This is a genomic window from Mycoplasma sp. 13536, from assembly GCF_055523495.1.
On the sequence record NZ_JBVFVC010000001.1, the window covers coordinates 599253 to 618335 of the forward strand.

General features: G+C 27.0%; 19 protein-coding genes and 2 tRNA genes. 11 read left to right on the forward strand and 10 right to left on the reverse strand.

What is annotated here, in order from left to right; all coding sequences use genetic code 4:
- Positions 1–98: 98 nt before the first annotated feature.
- A complete protein-coding gene (locus tag AC0B4N_RS02440) occupies positions 99–743 on the reverse strand; it encodes a hypothetical protein (protein WP_465102282.1) in 645 nt (214 codons plus the stop codon).
- 266 nt (positions 744–1009) lie between these two features.
- On the opposite strand from AC0B4N_RS02440, the gene AC0B4N_RS02445 reads away from it, so the two are divergent.
- From AC0B4N_RS02445 to AC0B4N_RS02455, 3 genes are all read left to right on the forward strand, one after another.
- Complete coding sequence (locus tag AC0B4N_RS02445; protein WP_465102283.1) at positions 1010–2194, forward strand: IS30 family transposase; 1185 nt, start codon at positions 1010–1012, stop codon at positions 2192–2194.
- Between the two features lie 349 nt (positions 2195–2543).
- Positions 2544–3431: a hypothetical protein gene (locus AC0B4N_RS02450; RefSeq protein ID WP_465102284.1), complete on the forward strand. Its 888-nt coding sequence runs from the start codon at positions 2544–2546 to the stop codon at positions 3429–3431.
- Positions 3432–3438: 7 nt separating this feature from the next.
- Positions 3439–4641, forward strand: coding sequence for a hypothetical protein (locus AC0B4N_RS02455; RefSeq protein ID WP_465102285.1), 1203 nt, complete (start codon positions 3439–3441; stop codon positions 4639–4641).
- A gap of 463 nt (positions 4642–5104) precedes the next feature.
- On the opposite strand, the gene AC0B4N_RS02460 is transcribed toward AC0B4N_RS02455, so the two are convergent.
- On the reverse strand, positions 5105–6637 hold the full coding sequence (locus AC0B4N_RS02460; protein ID WP_465102286.1) for a transposase family protein: 1533 nt from the start codon (positions 6635–6637) through the stop codon (positions 5105–5107).
- 261 nt (positions 6638–6898) lie between these two features.
- On the opposite strand from AC0B4N_RS02460, the gene AC0B4N_RS02465 reads away from it, so the two are divergent.
- The 3 genes from AC0B4N_RS02465 to AC0B4N_RS02475 all read left to right on the forward strand — a co-directional run bounded on the left by AC0B4N_RS02465 (position 6899) and on the right by AC0B4N_RS02475 (position 7948).
- Positions 6899–6973: transfer RNA gene (locus tag AC0B4N_RS02465), tRNA-Cys, on the forward strand.
- Positions 6974–6985: 12 nt separating this feature from the next.
- A tRNA-Arg gene (locus tag AC0B4N_RS02470) sits at positions 6986–7062 on the forward strand.
- 139 nt (positions 7063–7201) lie between these two features.
- The gene (locus AC0B4N_RS02475) at positions 7202–7948 is read left to right on the forward strand and encodes a phosphotransferase family protein (RefSeq protein WP_465102287.1); all 747 of its coding nucleotides are present in this window, start codon (positions 7202–7204) and stop codon (positions 7946–7948) included.
- Between the two features lie 39 nt (positions 7949–7987).
- On the opposite strand, the gene rsmG is transcribed toward AC0B4N_RS02475, so the two are convergent.
- Positions 7988–8686, reverse strand: coding sequence for a 16S rRNA (guanine(527)-N(7))-methyltransferase RsmG (gene rsmG, locus AC0B4N_RS02480; protein WP_465102288.1), 699 nt, complete (start codon positions 8684–8686; stop codon positions 7988–7990).
- Between the two features lie 151 nt (positions 8687–8837).
- Here rsmG and rplU point away from each other — a divergent pair, with 151 nt between their 5' ends.
- A complete protein-coding gene (gene rplU / locus AC0B4N_RS02485) occupies positions 8838–9149 on the forward strand; it encodes a 50S ribosomal protein L21 (protein ID WP_465101469.1) in 312 nt (103 codons plus the stop codon).
- A gap of 7 nt (positions 9150–9156) precedes the next feature.
- On the forward strand, positions 9157–9420 hold the full coding sequence (gene rpmA, locus AC0B4N_RS02490) for a 50S ribosomal protein L27 (RefSeq protein WP_465102289.1): 264 nt from the start codon (positions 9157–9159) through the stop codon (positions 9418–9420).
- 40 nt (positions 9421–9460) lie between these two features.
- On the opposite strand, the gene AC0B4N_RS02495 is transcribed toward rpmA, so the two are convergent.
- From AC0B4N_RS02495 to AC0B4N_RS02525, 7 genes are all read right to left on the reverse strand, one after another.
- Complete coding sequence (locus AC0B4N_RS02495) at positions 9461–10198, reverse strand: DNA-processing protein DprA (protein ID WP_465102290.1); 738 nt, start codon at positions 10196–10198, stop codon at positions 9461–9463.
- Positions 10199–10428: 230 nt separating this feature from the next.
- On the reverse strand, positions 10429–11007 hold the full coding sequence (gene scpB, locus AC0B4N_RS02500) for an SMC-Scp complex subunit ScpB (RefSeq protein WP_465101472.1): 579 nt from the start codon (positions 11005–11007) through the stop codon (positions 10429–10431).
- The gene (locus tag AC0B4N_RS02505; protein ID WP_465102291.1) at positions 10997–11761 is read right to left on the reverse strand and encodes a segregation/condensation protein A; all 765 of its coding nucleotides are present in this window, start codon (positions 11759–11761) and stop codon (positions 10997–10999) included. The genes scpB and AC0B4N_RS02505 overlap by 11 nt, the downstream gene beginning before the upstream one ends.
- Positions 11748–12512, reverse strand: coding sequence for a lysophospholipid acyltransferase family protein (locus AC0B4N_RS02510; protein ID WP_465102292.1), 765 nt, complete (start codon positions 12510–12512; stop codon positions 11748–11750). The genes AC0B4N_RS02505 and AC0B4N_RS02510 overlap by 14 nt, the downstream gene beginning before the upstream one ends.
- A gap of 10 nt (positions 12513–12522) precedes the next feature.
- Positions 12523–12840, reverse strand: a complete 318-nt coding sequence (locus AC0B4N_RS02515; protein WP_465102293.1) for a 4'-phosphopantetheinyl transferase superfamily protein — start codon at positions 12838–12840, stop codon at positions 12523–12525.
- A gap of 47 nt (positions 12841–12887) precedes the next feature.
- On the reverse strand, positions 12888–14144 hold the full coding sequence (locus AC0B4N_RS02520) for a hypothetical protein (protein ID WP_465102294.1): 1257 nt from the start codon (positions 14142–14144) through the stop codon (positions 12888–12890).
- A 3-nt stretch (positions 14145–14147) separates the two neighbouring features.
- Positions 14148–14516, reverse strand: a complete 369-nt coding sequence (locus tag AC0B4N_RS02525; protein ID WP_465102295.1) for a hypothetical protein — start codon at positions 14514–14516, stop codon at positions 14148–14150.
- Positions 14517–14638: 122 nt separating this feature from the next.
- On the opposite strand from AC0B4N_RS02525, the gene AC0B4N_RS02530 reads away from it, so the two are divergent.
- Genes AC0B4N_RS02530 through pfkA form a run of 3 tightly spaced genes read left to right on the forward strand, consistent with a single transcriptional unit; the run spans position 14639 to position 18938 of the window.
- Positions 14639–17125 (forward strand): valine--tRNA ligase, encoded by a 2487-nt coding sequence (locus tag AC0B4N_RS02530; protein ID WP_465102296.1) that lies wholly within the window; start codon positions 14639–14641, stop codon positions 17123–17125.
- Positions 17113–17946 (forward strand): bifunctional 5,10-methylenetetrahydrofolate dehydrogenase/5,10-methenyltetrahydrofolate cyclohydrolase, encoded by an 834-nt coding sequence (locus tag AC0B4N_RS02535; protein WP_465101479.1) that lies wholly within the window; start codon positions 17113–17115, stop codon positions 17944–17946. The genes AC0B4N_RS02530 and AC0B4N_RS02535 overlap by 13 nt, the downstream gene beginning before the upstream one ends.
- Positions 17947–17960: 14 nt before the next feature.
- Positions 17961–18938, forward strand: a complete 978-nt coding sequence (gene pfkA, locus AC0B4N_RS02540) for a 6-phosphofructokinase (RefSeq protein WP_465102297.1) — start codon at positions 17961–17963, stop codon at positions 18936–18938.
- Positions 18939–19083: the final 145 nt, after the last annotated feature.

Sequence of the window (19083 nt, forward strand, 5' to 3'; positions counted from 1 at the left end):
TAAGTGCTGAAACAATTGTATTACTAAATAGTTTAAAGAATGGGGTTAGCTTACCATTATTAATTTTTTTACCTAAGTAAATTCCTATAATATTGTCTTTATATATTAGTGGTGGGTGAACCAGAAGCTCCACTATTGTATTCAATGTCTTTGACAAATAACAAATTTGGTTCTAAAAATTCACTTTCTTTTTCTTTAAGGTAAAAAAATAAATTATGTGAACTTTGATTAAAATTATCATCTAACAATGTTACAAAACCAAGGCTATACAAAAAGTTTATTTGAGTTATTTTATTTTCAAAAGAATTAAAATTTAAATTTTTAGTTGTGGTTATATTATCAAATTCATATGTTTTATTTATTGTGAATATAGCGATATCTTCATCTTTATTATCATAAATAATAGTTATTTTAGAATTTAAATTTATTTCTTTTTTTATGTCATAAAACTGTATTAATTTAACTGATAAGTTGTACTCTTTAGATTCATTTATATTTAAAGCTTTAAATGAATGTGATGTGGTTAAGAAAATCAATTTATCTGCATCTTCTTTAATTAATGTACTTGTAAATGTTGTTTTGATTTGATTATTATTGTAAATATTTACGTTAAATATATTTTTCTTGACATCATTAATTTGATTTGCAGTAATTATATTTGAGGAACAAGATATTGCGGTAGTGAAGCAAAAAACACTAGCGGTAAAAAACATAAAAATATTTCTAATTTTTGCTTTTTTCATACTTATATATTATATATGTAATTGAGAAATTATAGTAAGAATTTCTCGCTGAGTTAATAAACTTATTTCTGTTCTAATTTCTAATCTATATCAAAATGAAAAGAAGCTGATAATAATGATTTTGGACATAAAATATAAGAATTATAATTTTATTAATTGGAAATGTCACATGCAAGTTTTTTGCATGTGACATTGTTTTTGTCTGCCTTGTAATAAAATAGTTGTATTGATAATTTTTCAAAAAATAAAGGAGACCTTAAAATTATATGAAAAATTTAGAAAAATATATTTGTGTTTTTGACAAATATCGAAAAGAAAATAAATATCAACATTTTAAAATCGAAGAGAATTACAACACTATCTTGAAAATGCAAGGAGCTCTTGGGACACAACGAAAATTAAGATCAGATCAAATCGATCTAGAACAACTTTATAATATTTTACAAGAACTTTCTGAAGGCTTCTCAATCCAAGAAGTAGCTAAGATTTTTGATAGAGACATTCGAAGTATAAAAAGTAAAATTAAAATTATTACAAATCGCAAACCACTTAGTTTAGATAAACAAAATCGCTATGTTTGTCCTAAGTGTTCAAAAAGAGTAATGTGGGTTAAAACCCTTAATTTTACTAAACTATACGAACATTTATTAGGTTATTCATTTTCGCGACTCTTTTTTGTAAGTGATACAATTAAAGAGAAATGAAAGGCCTACAGAAAATATTGGTATAGTGAGCTTAATACATACAATAAAAATAGAAATAAAAAGAATTTGCAGCAAAAAGAAGTTAAGAAATCAGTTACCTATCTTGTGAATTCTTTTAAAAAATTATCCCATGATGAATTTGCTCCTTCACCTAGTACAATTTATAAAATAATCAAAAAATACCCTTATTTCCTTGATTTTGACCATATTGTTAAAAAATCTGAAGGCAAATATGGCATAAGAAAGAAGAAGCAAACTAAACCTAAAACATTAAAATATGCTACAGAAATTTCGAAACGTCCAGCTTATATTAATGATCGCTCTGAACACGGCCATTTTGAATTAGACACCGTTATTGGTAAAATCAATGATACATATTGTATTGTGACCATAATTGAACGGCAAACCAGAATGTCTTATGCTATGCTCTCAAAACGTAACTCCAAAGCTATCAAACAAACTCTTCTAAAACTAATCAAGAAACATGACTTAGACATTAAAACTTTAACAGTTGATAATGGTAGTGAAAATGTCTTATTGCACCAGGTTATTCCAACTGAAAGATTATTTAAATGCCAACCATATAGTTCATGACAAAAAGGTTCAATAGAAAATATGCACCGCTTAATTAGGTATTACATTCCCAAAGGAAAAAGCTTAGATAAATACTCTCAGCAAGAAATTGATTATATGATGGAAAAAATAAATAACTATCGACAAGTTGTCCGGCAATATAAGATAACCTAAAATTTTTTTAATCCCCCGCCTTTGATTGCAATCAAAGGGGCCTTACTTTTGGCAAAAGTAAGCAAAACCGACGAGAAAACACTGCTGTGTTTTCTGTTTTCTCATACATTTTTTTATCTAAAAATTATGTTAAAATTAAAAGACAATTATTTTGTTAATATCTCGCGTGTGACTTTTCCAAAAAACATTAAAGTTCATTATTATAAAATAATAAATATATATATCAAAATTAAAGTATAATTATTAATAATTAAGCAAAATTATTGAATTTTAATTAACTTTACATAACCATAAGTAAATTTGATTCAATGCAATAATTATAATAACAATTATTTAAAGGAGCATATTAATGACTAAAACAAAAATAAAAACGTTAATATATAAATCTTTTGCACTTATTGGAGCAATAACTCCAGCAATAACCTTTTCTGCCTCTTGTTCTTATATTACTATTAATGAAAGAAAACTTAATGAGCTCCATTATGAAGAAAACAGAAACAAAAATAATTCGGTTTTTGAAACCATTATAAGAGCAAAAAATGGTAATGAGGAATCATATAAAACATTCGCATCTACATATTTAAATAATAATAACGGAAAACTTTATTTTATAACAAGTAGAAGTGACTTAAAAGATTTAAATCAAAAAGAAGTGGATATAAGCCTCTCGACATTAATAGATGTTCTTGCTCGCCCTGCATTTTTCTTTTATGCAACAACTAAGTTTGACGTAGTTTTAAGCACTGAGGATTATCTTGTTTTTTCACTTTATAGCTTTAGTTTATCTAATAATTGAGATAATAGGACTATTAAAGCCCCAGGACATGGTAATAACCCAATTTTTGAACAATTAAATCAAAGTAATGAACTACTAGACTCGCTTTCTTCAATGGGTGCTGCAAACATTGAGAAAAAACATGCAATATCTTATACCCCAATACAAAACACTTCTATTTTACATGACCAAAGACTTTTTATCGACTTTATTAAACATAATTCAATTGTTAATGTTGGTTCAGAGGAAATTTCAAAATCAAGCAATAATATTACATACAAAAATATTTCATATATAAACAATCAATTTTTAGGATCACCCTTATATTATGATAAAAAAATTGTTGGAATTTTATCTTCATATAAAAATCATGAAAGTGACAAAAAGCCCACCCATACTGTAAATTTTTATATTTTTAATGATCAAGATATTAAAAATATAAAAAATGCAACAAATAACTAGGAGAATTATGAAAGAAAAACTTAAATTCAAAAATTTACTTTTAACAACTAATAATTATAAATTACTTTATATTATTAGTTTCTTTATCATAATAAAGATAATAGCATATTTAGTATTATTTATCCACTTAGGATTTCTCAATGCTTTCTTTTCTTCATCAGGGGCTGAAACAAAAGTTTTAATTAATCCTGAAGGTTATTTAACCTTTAGTGAAAGTGAATTACCAGTTAAGGAAACTGGATTAGATTTAAAAACCTTAATTTATGGTGGGATATTACTTTTATCAATGTTTCTATCACTAATATTTAGAAGCCAATTATCAAAGGGCTTAAACAAGGATGTTTATTTTCATGCTTCAAACTTAAATTTAAAAATATATCGTATTTTATTTCTATTTCATCCAATTTTAGCAATTGTTAAATTAATCTCAAAATCTTATAATATTAATCGTACTTTTACAACTAAAGAATTAATTAAAAAATGAAGAATTATTAATTCTTTCCGTGACACCTTTGGAATCTTATTTGCTTTAATGCTGGTTGGGATATTTGTAATAGTGGGTACAAATTCTATATATGTAATATCAGATCATTACTCCACAAACATAATATATAATATAATGTTATCTATATTAGTTCCTACTATATTAGTTGGTGGGTCAATTATAGTAATTATCTCTTATCCTTTTATGTATATTTCAGCTCATTCTGCAGAACTATATAACGAAATAATCGTTAAAGAAAACAAGCCGTGGAAAAAATCTCCCTACTTATTTTTTGCAAGCTTCCCCTACATTGTAGCTTGATCAAATGTAAATAATTTAGCAAAGGAAATAAAAGATAGAGAACAAGAATCAAATGATACTAATATTACAAAACATATGCTTTATTTAGAAACTATTTATAAATTAATTTGGCATGTATTTGGATTTTTGTCTCTTATATTGGCTTTTAGTGTGTTTTATAACCAAATAGTTTCATTTCAATATTTTGATTTAAACCATCTTTTCTTTATTATTTTTATAGTTTTCTTTAGTATTTATTTAATTAGATTTATTCCTAATTATATTTCTGTTTTTTCCTTGCTAGATTTTAAAGAACCTAAAATAAAACTTCTTTATTTCATTGATTTGGTTATCCCTATAGTTTCAATTCGTAATATTTTAAATTATCGTAAGAACAAAGGAATTTTTGGAGTAATGGAAGTTTAAAAAGTTTTCAATTATTTTAAAATAAGATAACAACATTTGCATTAATAGCAAATGTTGTTTTTTAGTGTAGAATAACTACTTTTTTGAACCACTTTTTTAATTTTCTGCCCAGACTGTTGGGGTTAATTATTTTTTATTTTTTGATTTATATTATGGATTCGTTTGTTGCAAAAAAAGATAACGAAAAAAACAAACCAAAAAAAATTTTTTCTTCTTTGGCAACTAAATTGGAAAATTTATATATTTTTTGATGTTTTTACTGTCTAAAAAATCAGAACATAATTATTTATATCATTACATTAACTATAAAATTTCAAAATGAAACAAAAAGATTTTTAAACCCCCCCGCCCTTGATTGCAATCAAGGGAGCCTTACTTTTGAAAAAGTAAGCAAAACCTCCAAAAAACACGAGCCTGTGTTTTCTATTTTTATTATTCTCTTTTTTATTAAAAAATATTAAAATTAATATGCATCAATTTTTATTTCATCATTGATGCTTCTGTGTAATGTTCGAAGTATCTCTAAATACTCAGCCATAATCTTATTGGCTTCAAGGTTATTTCCTTGTGCATTCACAGAGACACTATTAAACTTTGAGATGTATAATTCAAGAGTTTTAAAAAATGAGTTTGTTTTCTTATGGATAAATGCTAGTTTTCCAACGGCAGGGATAGAATAATCTAAACCTTTCTCAAGAGCTCACATTTCTGTAAAGCTTAGATATTTTCCATTAGGTTCTTTGGCAAAGTATTTTTTTCCATTATATTTAAAATACAAATTATCATCAGAAGAATGTACTAACACAACATCAGAATTATAAGGAAATATAATCCTTTTGTCATGCATATCGAAAGCTGCAAGGTTTTTACCTTGGTATCTAACAACACCATTTAAAACTTTTCTATTAATCTCTAAATCAACGGCTCAATTGCCGTTTTTCTTTCCTTCTTTTTGAAAGACATTATGTTTAGAAATTATTTTTTTATTCCTTGTGTTGTAATAATTTTGAAATACTTCGTTATTTTGCTTTAAATCGTTAATATCTTTATATCTGTTTTCATGAATTAATAATGGGTATTTATCTAATGATGTTCTAAAAGATCTCTCAACGTGTGGTTTATGTTTGGGATTAGATGAACTGAGCACTTCTATTCCTTTTTTATTTAAATCTTTTTCAAAAATTGTTTGTGTGTTTTCGTTTCCCCAAAAAGTTCTTCTTTTATCAGTATAAATTTTCTTTGGAAATCCATATTTCTTAAATACTATTTCTAACAGTCTTTGATATCCTAATGTTGTTTCTTGTTCTTCAAATCATGCTGCTAATAATGTTCCAGTGGCAACATCAATTGCATGATAAAGATAGAATGGTTTATTATTTTTTAAATATGGTTCAAGCTGAGCATCGATTTCAACAATTTCACCAAATTCTAAATTTTTCTTTAGACCCAAAACTTGTCTTTGTTTTTCATTTTGTTTAATTTGTTTATAATATTTTTTTAATAGCAATGTTGTCTCTTGTGAAGTTTTCTTCTTTGATAATTTTGCTATTTTTCTTCCTCTTTTGGTTGTATGTATATTAAATAATCCTAATTGGTTGAATCTTCTTACCAAAGTTTTGTAAGAAATTTTTTGCCTTATAAAAGAACCATATTCTGAATAATAATAACTTTTAAACGAAAGTTGGTTATTTGTTAGAACGCTATTTAAAATAATTTCACATGTTTTTAAATAATCTTTAAACACTAATTCAATTTCTGAATCGGTAACTTTGCAACTTCTTTGTTGATTTTTATTTTTATGACTGATGTCAATTTCTTGATTACTTTTTATTATTTTTTTATATCTTTTTGCAGTTGATACACTGAGTTTTGTAATTAAACTAAGTTGAGATAAAGATTTTTCAATATTAGCAGCAATTAATATGAGAGATTGCTGTTTTTTTAGTTCGTAGTTTGTTAAGTTTTTGTACTTATCTATGTTATGTTTGATTTTCATAAATAATTTATACCATATTTTAATTAAATTAGTTCACTTTCCATGGGATTTATATATGGACCTAAATAGTTGTCATTGGACATAACAACATTTGCATTAATAGCAAATGTTGTTTTTTAGATAAAATATGTTAAAATTAAAACATAATTATTTTGTTAATATTTCGCGTGTTACTTTTCCAAAAAACAAACAAATAAATAAATTAAAAAATCTTTTAATATTTAAAAAAATATAGTATAATAATAAAGCATTTTTGCAAATGGCACTATAGCCAAATGGCCAAGGCATGGGTCTGCAAAACCTTGAGTACGGGTTCGAATCCCGTTAGTGCCTCCATTAAGTTTATATGCGTCCGTAGCTCAATTGGACAGAGTGTTAGGTTACGGCCCTAAAGGTTGCGGGTTCGACTCCTGCCGGGCGCGCCAATTTATAATATAAGATATGACGGGTTATCACCTGTCTTTTTTATAAAATAAATATTTAGTAAATATATTATAATATTTGTTAATTTATTTACTAAATGTTTAAAAAATATGTTAATCTTATATAACATGAGGAGTTAATATGGAAAAAATTAAACTTGGTTTTACAAATGATAGTTTTAAAGATAATGGCAGCTTTTACCAAATAAAAAAACTTAATAAATTCAACCATAAATTAGATTATAACTTATTAAAAGATTTTGAATTTGTACCAAAATTACTAGAAAACAGTGAAAAATTTATAAGATGACAATGAATAGAATCACAAGAATTTGAATTTGATGAGTTGCAGTTAAAAGAAATTGCACAAAATTTTTTAAAGTTGCATAATTCGCAGTTAAAATTTCCAAAATCAAACCACGCCCAAAGAGTTAAAGAATACAGAAATATCTTAAAACAAAAAAATATAAATATTGAAATATTAAATAAATATTACAGACGGATAAATAATATTTTAGCTCATAGTGAAAATAATAGACCGCTACATAACGATTTATATAAAGGTAACTTATTGTTAGATAAAAAAACCAATAAAATATTATTTATTGATTGAGAATATGCTTCAATGGGTGATAAGCATTTTGATCTAGCTTATTTTATTTGTGGATCATTTTTAACTAAAGAACAAGAAAAAATCTTTTTAGATGAATATGATATGTATTGAGAAGAATATTTGGTTCAACAAAAGATTTTAGTATATTATTTAACAATTTTATGGATTCATGCTCAAGATATTATGCCTTTCAGTGATGAATACTGTATTGCAAAACTTGAAGAAACAGTTCAAGAATATGATTATTTAAAAAAGAATAATTTATTTAGAAATTAAATAATTATAGGATAAAAGCAAGGATATTTACCCTTGCTTTTATTTTAATGATTTTTTAATTTCTTTCCATGGATATGGAAATTCGCTAGGGGTCGATCTATTTTTAGTTATTGTAACAATTTTATTTTCCCGCGTATCATTCGTTAATATCAAATCTTCTATTTTTAAACTATAATTAAGTTTTTGTAAAATATCTTGAGCATCATTTATCTCTTCTTGGTATTTTTTACTTTTTAGCAAAATCATTTGTCCTTTAACTTTTACTAAGTGAAACGAAGACATTAATAAACCCCTTATACTTGAAACAGCCCTTGCAGTAACTATATCGAATAAATTCTTCTCTTTAACATCTTCAACTCTTGTTTGTTTTATTTCTACATAACTTCTTAAGTTTAATTCATCAATTACTAAATTTAAGAAGTTAACTCTTTTTTGCAATGGTTCATAAATATAAACTTTGTTTTGAGGTTTAGTTAAAACATAAGGAATTGAAGGAAAACCTGCTCCTGCCCCAATATCTAAAATTGTGGTATTTTGTTTATCCTTTGTAATTTGCAGCATAAAAATCAAGGATTCTCAAATGCCTTCTTCTCACAGTTTTTCACCGCTAAAACCAGTTAAATTCATAACTTTATTTTTTTCTTCAATTAACTGTACATATCTTTCAAATAAACCAAAGTCTCAAGTATTTACTAAACATAAATCTTTTATTTTTTCTTTGTATGTTTTTACTTGCATAATAAATATTATAAATGCATTTTATTTTTTATTTACGTAATTTTATTTTTTTTTGTATAATACATAAGTTACTTTTAATAGTAACCGTTCCAAAAAGGTTTAAGCAGTATACAACTCACCTTAAGGACGAGCCACTTATTGGAGGTATTGCATGTTAGCAATTATCGAAACCGGTGGGAAACAACTTCTAGTTAAAGAAGGTCAAACAATTTTTGTTGAAAAACTTGAAGGTCAAGAAGGATCAGAAGTAAAATTTGATAAAGTTCTTCTTGTTGTTACTGAAAAAAGTTCAAAAGTTGGATCTCCTTTAGTTAAAAACGCTTTTGTAACAGGTGTTATTGAAAAACAAGGTAAAGCAAAGAAAATTGTTGTATATCGTCACAACGCAAAATCAACTCACAAAAGAAAACTTGGTCACCGCCAACCCTACACACGTATTAAAATAACTTCAATCAAAGGATAATTAGAAAATGGCAAAGACAAAAGCCGGTGGTTCTACTAAGAACGGTCGTGATTCGCATTCTAAACGTTTAGGTGCAAAATTAGGTGATGGACAATTCGCTACAGCTGGATCAATTATTTACCGTCAAAGGGGTACTAAAATTCATGCTGGTGAGAATGTTGGTCGTGGTTCAGATGATACCCTTTACACTTTAATTACAGGTTACATTAAATACGAAAGCAAAAGAAATAGAAAGTATGTTTCAGTATACACCGAAAGACATACAAAATAAATATAAATAAAATGCAAGTTATTTCTAACTTGTTTTTTATTTATATTTGAATAGTTTCAGCTATATAAGTAATTAATTTAACTCCAGATTTAATTAATTCATTATTTCCATCATTAATCCCATAACCTGGGAAACAAAAGACCTCTTTTCCAATGTCTAGAAAATAATTAACTAAATTATGGGTTTTAGATTTTTCTTTTGACGAGAAATAAATTAATTGATCTGAAAGTAAAGCTGCAAAATAATTATCACTTTTAAAATTTTCATACTGTACAGTATAGTTTATCGGATATTTACTAATAACTAATTCTTTATTTAGATCAATATTCTCAAAGTTGAACTTATCAAGTCCGCATTTTGCAATATGGATGATTGTTCCACCATATTTTTTGTATTGTTTAATGAATTCAAGTTCAGTATATTTATAACCATTTGTTACTAAGGTTGTTGTTTTCACTAGTTGTTCAATATTATCTTGAATATATTTTTGTGTAAAAGTATTATGTGTTTCATTAACTAGATAAACTTTTTGATGATTTGTTAAAATTTCTTTATTGCCTTTATAAAAGATAATGAATGGTGGGCGATTCCCTAATAATACATTATTTGGATATATATTATCCATAAGTGTTAAATATTTAATATTATGCTCTTTATATTTATTTTTTAGTTCTTGTAATTTAGTTTCATTTATTTTTTCTGTGTTTTTAATTGCTTGATAAATTCTGGCATTATCGCCTGCATATACGTCCGTAAAATAAAATAATATATCACTCATGATTCTCCATATTATTGTTATTAAGTTTAACTAAAAGAAACTAAAAATAAACAAAATATATTTATAAATTAATCAAGAAATTATTATAAATCATAAAAATAAAGATGAATAGAGAAAAATAGTGAACCACCTAAGTTTTACCAATTAATTTGGGGTAACTTAGGGGGGGTTCACTATATTATCTTGTATATGATTTTATTTGTGAAATTGTAATTTCTATATCTATTATTTTAATTATCTTCTCTTTGGCTTGAGAATAAATCGAAATTATTATTTTCACTTTCGCTAGCATCAATATAATTAAAATCATCCATTTTAGGCAAATCTCTTAAAGAAGTTAAACGAAAGTGATCGTAAAATTTACTAGTTACACCATATAAAATTGGTTTTCCTGGAGTTGGTGAAACTCCAACTTCTTCTACTACTCCTTTTTGGACTAAATTATTAATAATTTGGTCTGATGAAGCACCGCCACGTATTTTTGTAATTTGAGATTTAGTAATTGGCTGCTTATAGGCAATAATTCCAGCAACTTCAATTGCTGCATTTGATAATTTATTAGGGCGTACGATAGTAACTAATTTTGAAACATAATCTTTGACTGATTCACGCGTTGCTAATTTGTAAATTTCATCATAAACAACAACCTTTAGTCCACGATCTTCTGAATTATAAGCTTTATGAAAATCTTGCATAACTTTTTTAGCTTCTATTACGTTATTAAGATTAAAAACTAATTTCACTTGTTCTAAAGTTAAGCCAGCATCTCCTTGAATATACAAAAGTGACTCTAAAATTTTATTTTTCATTATAATATTCTCCCCGTGTTATGTATATAATATCAAATTGTTTGTCTTGGTGAATTACTAAGTATTGTCTTCTGGCTAAATCTAATAGAGCGATTAAGGTAATTAGAAAGTGTTGGATTGAGGGTTGTTTAAATATTTCTTCGAATTCAACACGTTCTTTTTGATCTAACAATCCCCTAATAAAAGGAAACATTTCAGCTGGTGTAACATTAACTTTTTCTAATTTTGTTTTTCTTAATTCTTTTGCATAAACTCTTTCAAACATACGCCGCAATGTTGTAATTAGTGTCATTGGACTAGAATGTCCATCAAGTTTACTTTGGTCATTATCTAAAATAAAGTTAACAATATCACTTGGTGGTTTAATATAAATATTATTCCGATTTTCTTGAAAAGTTTTTAAGGCTAATTGAATATCTTTAAATTGTTGATATTCAATTAATTCTTGTAAAAAGACCTTCTTTTCTTCTTCAACTTCTAAAATAACTTCAGGATCTTGAAGCAACATTTTTGCTTTTAGGTTAATCATTGTTGAAGCCATTAATAAATAATCGGCAGCTATATCAATTTCTTGCTCTTTGATTTGATTAATAATAGCGATATATTGAGTTGCTAATTCAATTAAATCGATATTCATAATATCGATTTTTTTATCTTTAATTAGATCTAAAAGTAAATCTAAAGGACCATCGAACACTTCCTTAATTTTAAAGTGGTAGTCTGAAGAATAATCTATAGTTTTAATTTTTTTCATTTTGTTTGTTTATTTCAGCTGTAATAAGGTTTTTAACACGTTGTGCAATAGCTTGTGGTTCTTGACCAATAATATCTCTTGCTTTAATTAATGGTAAAAATGTTAGTGTAACTTTACTTCTTGAAGTCTTTGAACTATTAAAAGAATCTAATGCTCCGTTAATTGCAACAGGGACAATCGGCAAGAATTTTTGAACTGCAATTTTAAATGCTCCTGCTCTAAAGTCGCCTAGCTCAGGAGTCTTGATACGGTGTGCTTCAGGGAAAATAATTCCAAAAGTTTTCTTTTCACGGATATAATCACCAAAAGCATTTAAGGTCTTAAGGCTGTTACGAAAATCATTAGGATCTAACAAGAATGTATCTAATAGTTTTAAAGCATGTTTAGTAGTAAGAGATTTATCTAATTCATTTTTAGCAACAAATGTGGGTATACGCTGGTCAATATTTTCAAGGTGGGCCTCTTTTTCTAAAGCCACCAGCAATGCTAAAACATCAGTATATGATTTATGATTTGGCACAATCAATACAGGTCCTGTCTTAGGTAAATTATCAATACCTTTAACATTTACATCAATATTATAAAGTTTCAAGGCTTTCTTTGCCAATCTGGCTAATTTATTATATCTATCATAACCAGGTACAAAATCTGGTGTTTTAATATACTTTTTAGCTAACCTTCTAATTGAAAGAAATCTAAAAAATCATGGTATAGCAAATAAAACCATTTTTAACTTTGGAATTATAGTCATAAAACTCCTTTTAATTTTTAATTTTAACAACAAATGCTATTAATCAATCACCCTCATGGCTAATTGAAATGGTAAAATCTCGAAATGTTCAACTATTATTATTTTTTAACAGTTCTATTTTAGAAAATTCAAAATATTGATTATCAGCTTTAAAGATAGCTTCTTTAATAGCCCAGGATCTTGCTAAAAATAAAGCTTGCTCGGATGGGTCTTTTAAGTTTTGAAATTTTTCAAATTCTATCTTTGATAAAATACGTTTTGCAAATCGAATTGATTTATTATTGAACCGTGAGATGCGTGTTAAGTCTACGCCATTTAATAGCAACATAGTATATTAAATTTTAACATATTTAAAGATGTATAAATCAAAATTACTTAATTAATCTCAAAAGGATTTAAATCATTAATAATTCCGAAAAAAATTCTGGTTCAATACATGATTTGGATAAATTCTCCATATGCTTCTTCATTTTGTTTTGCAAACTCAATGTCAATACTAGTGGTGGTGTTATTATATGAAAGTAAATAATTATTAAACACTTGATGACTTATATTTTTTAAATGATTTAATGTATGATCTTGTTCATAATTTAATAAATCATCATACTGAACATCAGTAGTGCCTTGAAAATCTAAATTATTTTGATTTAGTTTTAAATAGATAATTCCCTTTGACAATTTACTAGTTAACATAGCTTGGCCAATTTTTGAAATATCTGATGGGAAAGTTAAATAATCACAGAATACTTTACAAGGTTCTAAAATTGGTTTAAAAAAGTTCATTATTGATTTAGCACTTTGATCAAGATTTTTATCATATGAGATAAATAAATTTAGTTTAACAAATTCTTTATGACTTAAATTAAAATTAGTTAAAAACCATGCCAATTTTAAAGCTAAATTAATGGTTAAATCATATTCATAAATAATATGTTGATTCTTAGAATACCCTGCAACTAATTTTTTAATGTTAATGCCTTGGGTTGCTAGTAAAGTTAAGGTAAGATCATTAAAAAAGTAAAAAGAATGATTTAAATCAGATGATATTGCACGAATATTTTTATTAGGGATTTTATGATTTTTTAAATGACTTAGTCATTCTTTTTTGCCTAAGAAGTAAATTAATTTATCAATTAGAAAATGACTTGATCTTTCGCTAAATTTTGACATGAGGATATTTACGATATCTTTATTTTTTTGCTCTGATAAATCATAAAAACCATCCGCAAAGCAAATTGCTATATTGTTGTTTTCGTCTTGATCAAAATATTTATCTAATTTTTGTTTAATTACATACAGTTGATCTTGACCATTGATAAAATGCAGCATAATTCGTTTTTGGTTTGTGTAGTTATTTTTACCTAAGATAAAACTTATTGTGCTTTTAATTAAGTTTCGGGTTATATGTGAAGCAAAAACTATTAAGTGCTTAACACCATTATTATAAATATTGTTACAAAATTTAATAATGGAGTTGATTCCATTAATTGAATAATTAACAGCTATATCATCAAAATTTAAATATTCTGAACCTTTAAAATTTAGAGACTTAATTTTTTGTATTATTTCTTTGTTTTGTTCAAAATATGCTTGAGTATCTATATCATATCCTTTAATATTTATTTTGCCCATTATTTATGTTCTCTTTTGCTTTTTATATTTATTAATGATTAATTGATTGTAGTTTGACAATGCCTTAAAGCCACCGGGTGTTTTTTGCAATTTGGAATTTATTTTAGCTTTTGATTCGTTGGGGTGGTTACGTTTAAAACTACCATAACAAATTTGGTTCTTTTTTTTGTCTATTGTACAGTTTAAGTGTACGAAATTAATAGTATCTCCTACTGAAAAAAATGTAAATAAATTTTTGTTTGGATAATCTGAAACTTCATTATAGTTTATTTTGTAAGTGGTACCTTGTTTGGTTTGCAAGGTTATATTTTTATAAGTTATTTTTTTTATTTTCGCTATAACAATATCTCCATTTTTGTATTTTGTAATCATAATTACATTATACCTGAAAATTATTAGAATATAGTAAGTTTTACATTTCTAAAAAATGGCTTATTTGGTATAATTTTAATATTATTTTATATATTTACATATTTGGAGGTTATCTAGAAGTTATGAACAAAAATTATAATCATTTAGAAGTTGAAAAAGATATTGAAAAAAAATGAAGAGATAAAAAATATTTTATTACTCATAATAAAAAATTAAAACCATTTACAATTTTATTACCACCACCTAATGTGACCGGTAAATTGCATTTAGGTCATGCACTAGATGTATATATTCCAGATACAATTATAAGGTATAAAAAATTAAAAGGTTACGATGTAATGTGGATTCCCGGTATGGATCACGCTGGGATTGCAACACAATCTAAAGTGGAAGATGTGATTTATAAACAAACGGGGCAAACTCGCCACGATTTAGGTCGAGAAAAGTTTTTAGAACAAGTTTGAGCATGGAAAGACGAATATGCCAATTTATTTAGAAAACAATGAGCCAGGGTTGGCCTTGCATTAGATTATGAAAATGAACGTTTTACTTTAGATAAAGATGCTAGTAATGCTGTGCAAAGTGTATTTATTAAACTATATGAAAAAGGTTATATTTACCGGGGAGTTAAAGCTGTGCACTGGGATATTCAGTTACAAACTGCAATATCAAACATTGAAGTAATTAATGAGCCAACCACTCAGATTATGTACTATATTAAGTATAAGGTTTTTGAAACTAACGAGGATTTAATAGTTGCAACAGTGCGTCCTGAAACTTTACTTAGTGATATTGCAATTGTTTATAACCCAATGGATCAAAAATACAAAAAATATAAAAACCTTCATGTTGTTCATCCATTAACGCAGAAAGTTTTACCAATTATAGAAGATGAATATGTTGATCCAGATTTTGGAACAGGGTTAATGAAACTTTCTGCACATGCTGATGCGGATATCGAAATTATTCAAAAATTAGGATTAGAAATTATTGAATCAATTGATAAAAATGGATTTATTAATTATCCAAATACTAAATTTCATGGGTTAGAGAGATTTCAAGCCCGCACAGAAATTGCTAAATATTTAGAAGAGCATAACTTTATTTTTAAAAAAGAAGAAGTAACTTCAAATGTCTCAATTTCTGATCGTAGTAAAAGTGTTACTGAAATTTTAGTTTTACCTCAATGATTTGTTAAAATGGATGATTTAAAAGATTTAATTATTAAAAATATGAAATCAAAGGACCAAGTCAAGTTTTATCCAAAACGCTTAAAACACACAATGCAACAATGAATGGATAAAATCCATGATTGAAACATTTCACGCCAAATTTGATGAGGCCATCGTATTCCTGCCTGGTATAAAGAAAATCAAATTAAAGTTCAAGTTGGTAGTCCAGGTGAAGGTTGAAAACAAGATGAAGATGTTTTAGATACTTGGTTTTCTTCAGGCATTGCACCATTTACATTTATGGGTTGGCCAAATAATACCAAAATGCTTAAAAGATATTACCCGACTAGTTTATTAGTGACAGGTTATGACATTATTTTCTTTTGAGTTGCTCGAATGTACTTTATGGGTCTTGAGTTTATGAAACAAAAACCATTTAAGGAATTATTATTCCATGGTTTAATTCGGGATGAAAAAGGGCAAAAAATGTCTAAATCATTAAATAATGGTGTGGATCCTATGGGTTTAATTGATCAATATGGATCAGATTCATTGCGTTGGTTTTTATTAACAAATACCTCTCCAGGAATGGATATTAGATTTTCAACTCAAAAAGTTGAAAGTGCTTGAAGACTTAATAATAAACTTTGAAATATTGCTAATTATATTCAAAGTTTACCAGATAATCCATCTAAAGAAAAAACACCATATGATTATTGAATCTTAGATAAATTAGCCAATTTATCTAAGAAAATTACAAAATTAATTAAACAATATGAATTTGCAATCATTGGTTCTGAAATTTACAAATTTATTTTTAACTACTTAAGCAGCTGATATATTGAGTTTTTAAAGTCAACTCAAAATAAATATGTAGCTCTTAACATCTTGAGTAAAACCTTAATTGTTTTACATCCCTTTTTACCATTTATAACTGACTGTTTATATTCAGAAATATACCATGCTGAATTATTGGAACAAAAAATGCCAATGCTTCGCTCTTATGATTTTGTTAGTAGCATAGATGAAGTTATTGAACTAGTTACTGCATTAAGAAAATACCGCGATGATATGCAAATTTCTAAAAAAGATCTTTTAGAATATTGATATTCTGGGAAAATTGAGCCTAAGTGAATTGAGATTATTAACCGTATGGCTAATGCAAAATTAACCCAGAACGAGGATTATTTAATTTCAATTAATAAAGAAAGTTTATTTATTAAGCAATCAAGTGAATTAAAAAACAAAAATAAACTAGAATTAATTGAAAAAATTAAATATCTTGAATCTGAGGTAAAAAGATCGCAAAACATTTTAGCAAATCAAAGATTTGTGCAATCAGCTCCGCCAGAGAAAGTCGAAGCAGAACGTTTAAAATTAGATAAATACACTAGTGAACTAAATAAATATATGGAGGAATTAAAATGCAAATATTAAGTGGTAAAGAATTAGCAAAGCTAGAAACTGAAAAAATTAAACAAGAACTAGAATCTTTAAATTTCCCCCGCCGCCCAATTTTATCGATAGTTCAAGTTGGTGATAATGAAGCTTCTAATAAATATATTAATGCTAAATTAAAAAAATGTGAAGAAGTCGGAGTTGAAGGAAGATTGCATAAGTTTGATGAAAAAATTACACAAAATTCTCTTTTGAAAAAACTCGATTTAATTAATTTAGAATCAGATGGTGTAATTGTACAATTGCCCTTGCCTAAACATATCCCAACCCAAGTTATTTTGGATTCAATTCCATTTGAAAAAGATGTTGATGGTTTATCAACTCGTAACGAATTTAAACTATACAACCGTAAAGAAGAGAAATGCTTTGTTCCAGCAACGGCCCGTGCCGTTATGGAAATAATGGATCATTACAACATTAATTACAAAAAAGATGTTAAGGTTTGTGTTGTGGGGCGCTCGCACCTAGTAGGCAAACCAATTGCCCATTTAATTAAGAAATATGGTGTAGATGTAGCTACATTTAATGAAAAAACCGGCATTAAAGGTGTTGAATCTGGCGATGTTGTCATAGTGGCCATTGGTGTTGCTAAGTATATCAAAGCCGAAAATATTAAAGAAGGTGCAGTGGTTATTGATATTGGCATTAATTTAGATAATAAATTAACAAAAGAGTTACATGGTGATGTAGATTTTGAATCAGTTAAAGATAAAGTATCAGCCATAACACCAGTACCTGGTGGGGTTGGTCCTATGACAGTAGTTTGTTTACTTAAAAACTTAATTGATGCAATTAAATAATTAAAAGGAGAAATATGAAAAAAATTGCTATTTTAACTTCTGGTGGTGATGCCCCAGGAATGAATAATGCCGTTAGAGCAATTGCGAAGCATGCTAAAGCAAATAATTTAGATGCATACTTAGTGTATGAAGGGTATAAAGGTTTATATAACAATAATATAGTGCCTGCAGATACAGTAGATCTTGATGCTTATATTAACCAAGGGGGAACTTGCATTTACTCAGCTCGTTTTCCTGAATTTAAAGATCCACAAGTAAGAGAAGTTGCTATTAATAATCTAAAAAGCTTAGGAATTGAGGCCTTAGTTGTTATTGGTGGTGATGGAAGTTACCGAGGTGCTCAATTACTTCATGAAGCGGGAGTAAAAACAATTGGCTTACCTGGGACTATTGATAATGATATTGCCGCCACTGATTATACAATTGGTTATGATACAGCTTTAAATACAATTGTTGATGCAATCGATAAAATTAGGGATACTGCTAAAAGTCACCAAAGAATTATGATTGTTGAAGTAATGGGTAATGGTTGCGGTGATTTAGCTCTTTACTCTGGTTTAGCTACTGGTGCTGAAATTATTGCCTCAAACCAATATAAATTAACTCCAGAGCAAATTGCAGCAAGTGCTCTTGAATTAACAAAGCAACCTAACAGGCGTAGTATCATAATTGTTGTTTCAGAAAAATGTTATGATATTAAAGCATTAGAAAAATTAGTGCAAGAAACAACTGGATGAGATACTCGCAGCAATCCTCTAAACCATATTCAAAGAGGTGGAACTCCTAGTGCTCAAGAAAGAATCTTAGCTTCATTGCTTGGTCAAAAAGCAGTTGATTTTCTTTTAGAAGGTCGTTCAGGTATTTCGGTTGGTATTATTAATAATGATATTGTTGGTATTCCAATTCTAGAAGCTTTATCTATGGAAAATGCTTCTAAAAATAAATTTGTCCAAAAAGCAATAAAATTTAATAAATTAAACCAATCTAAATAGTGAATAAAACACTTATGCGCTGCATAAGTGTTTTTTAGTAAACATAAAAATAAACTATACAAATGATTTAGGATTAAATTTAGAAATTAGAAAGGTATTATTATAATGAGAAAATTTATAAAAGGTTATTGATTAATAAATAAAG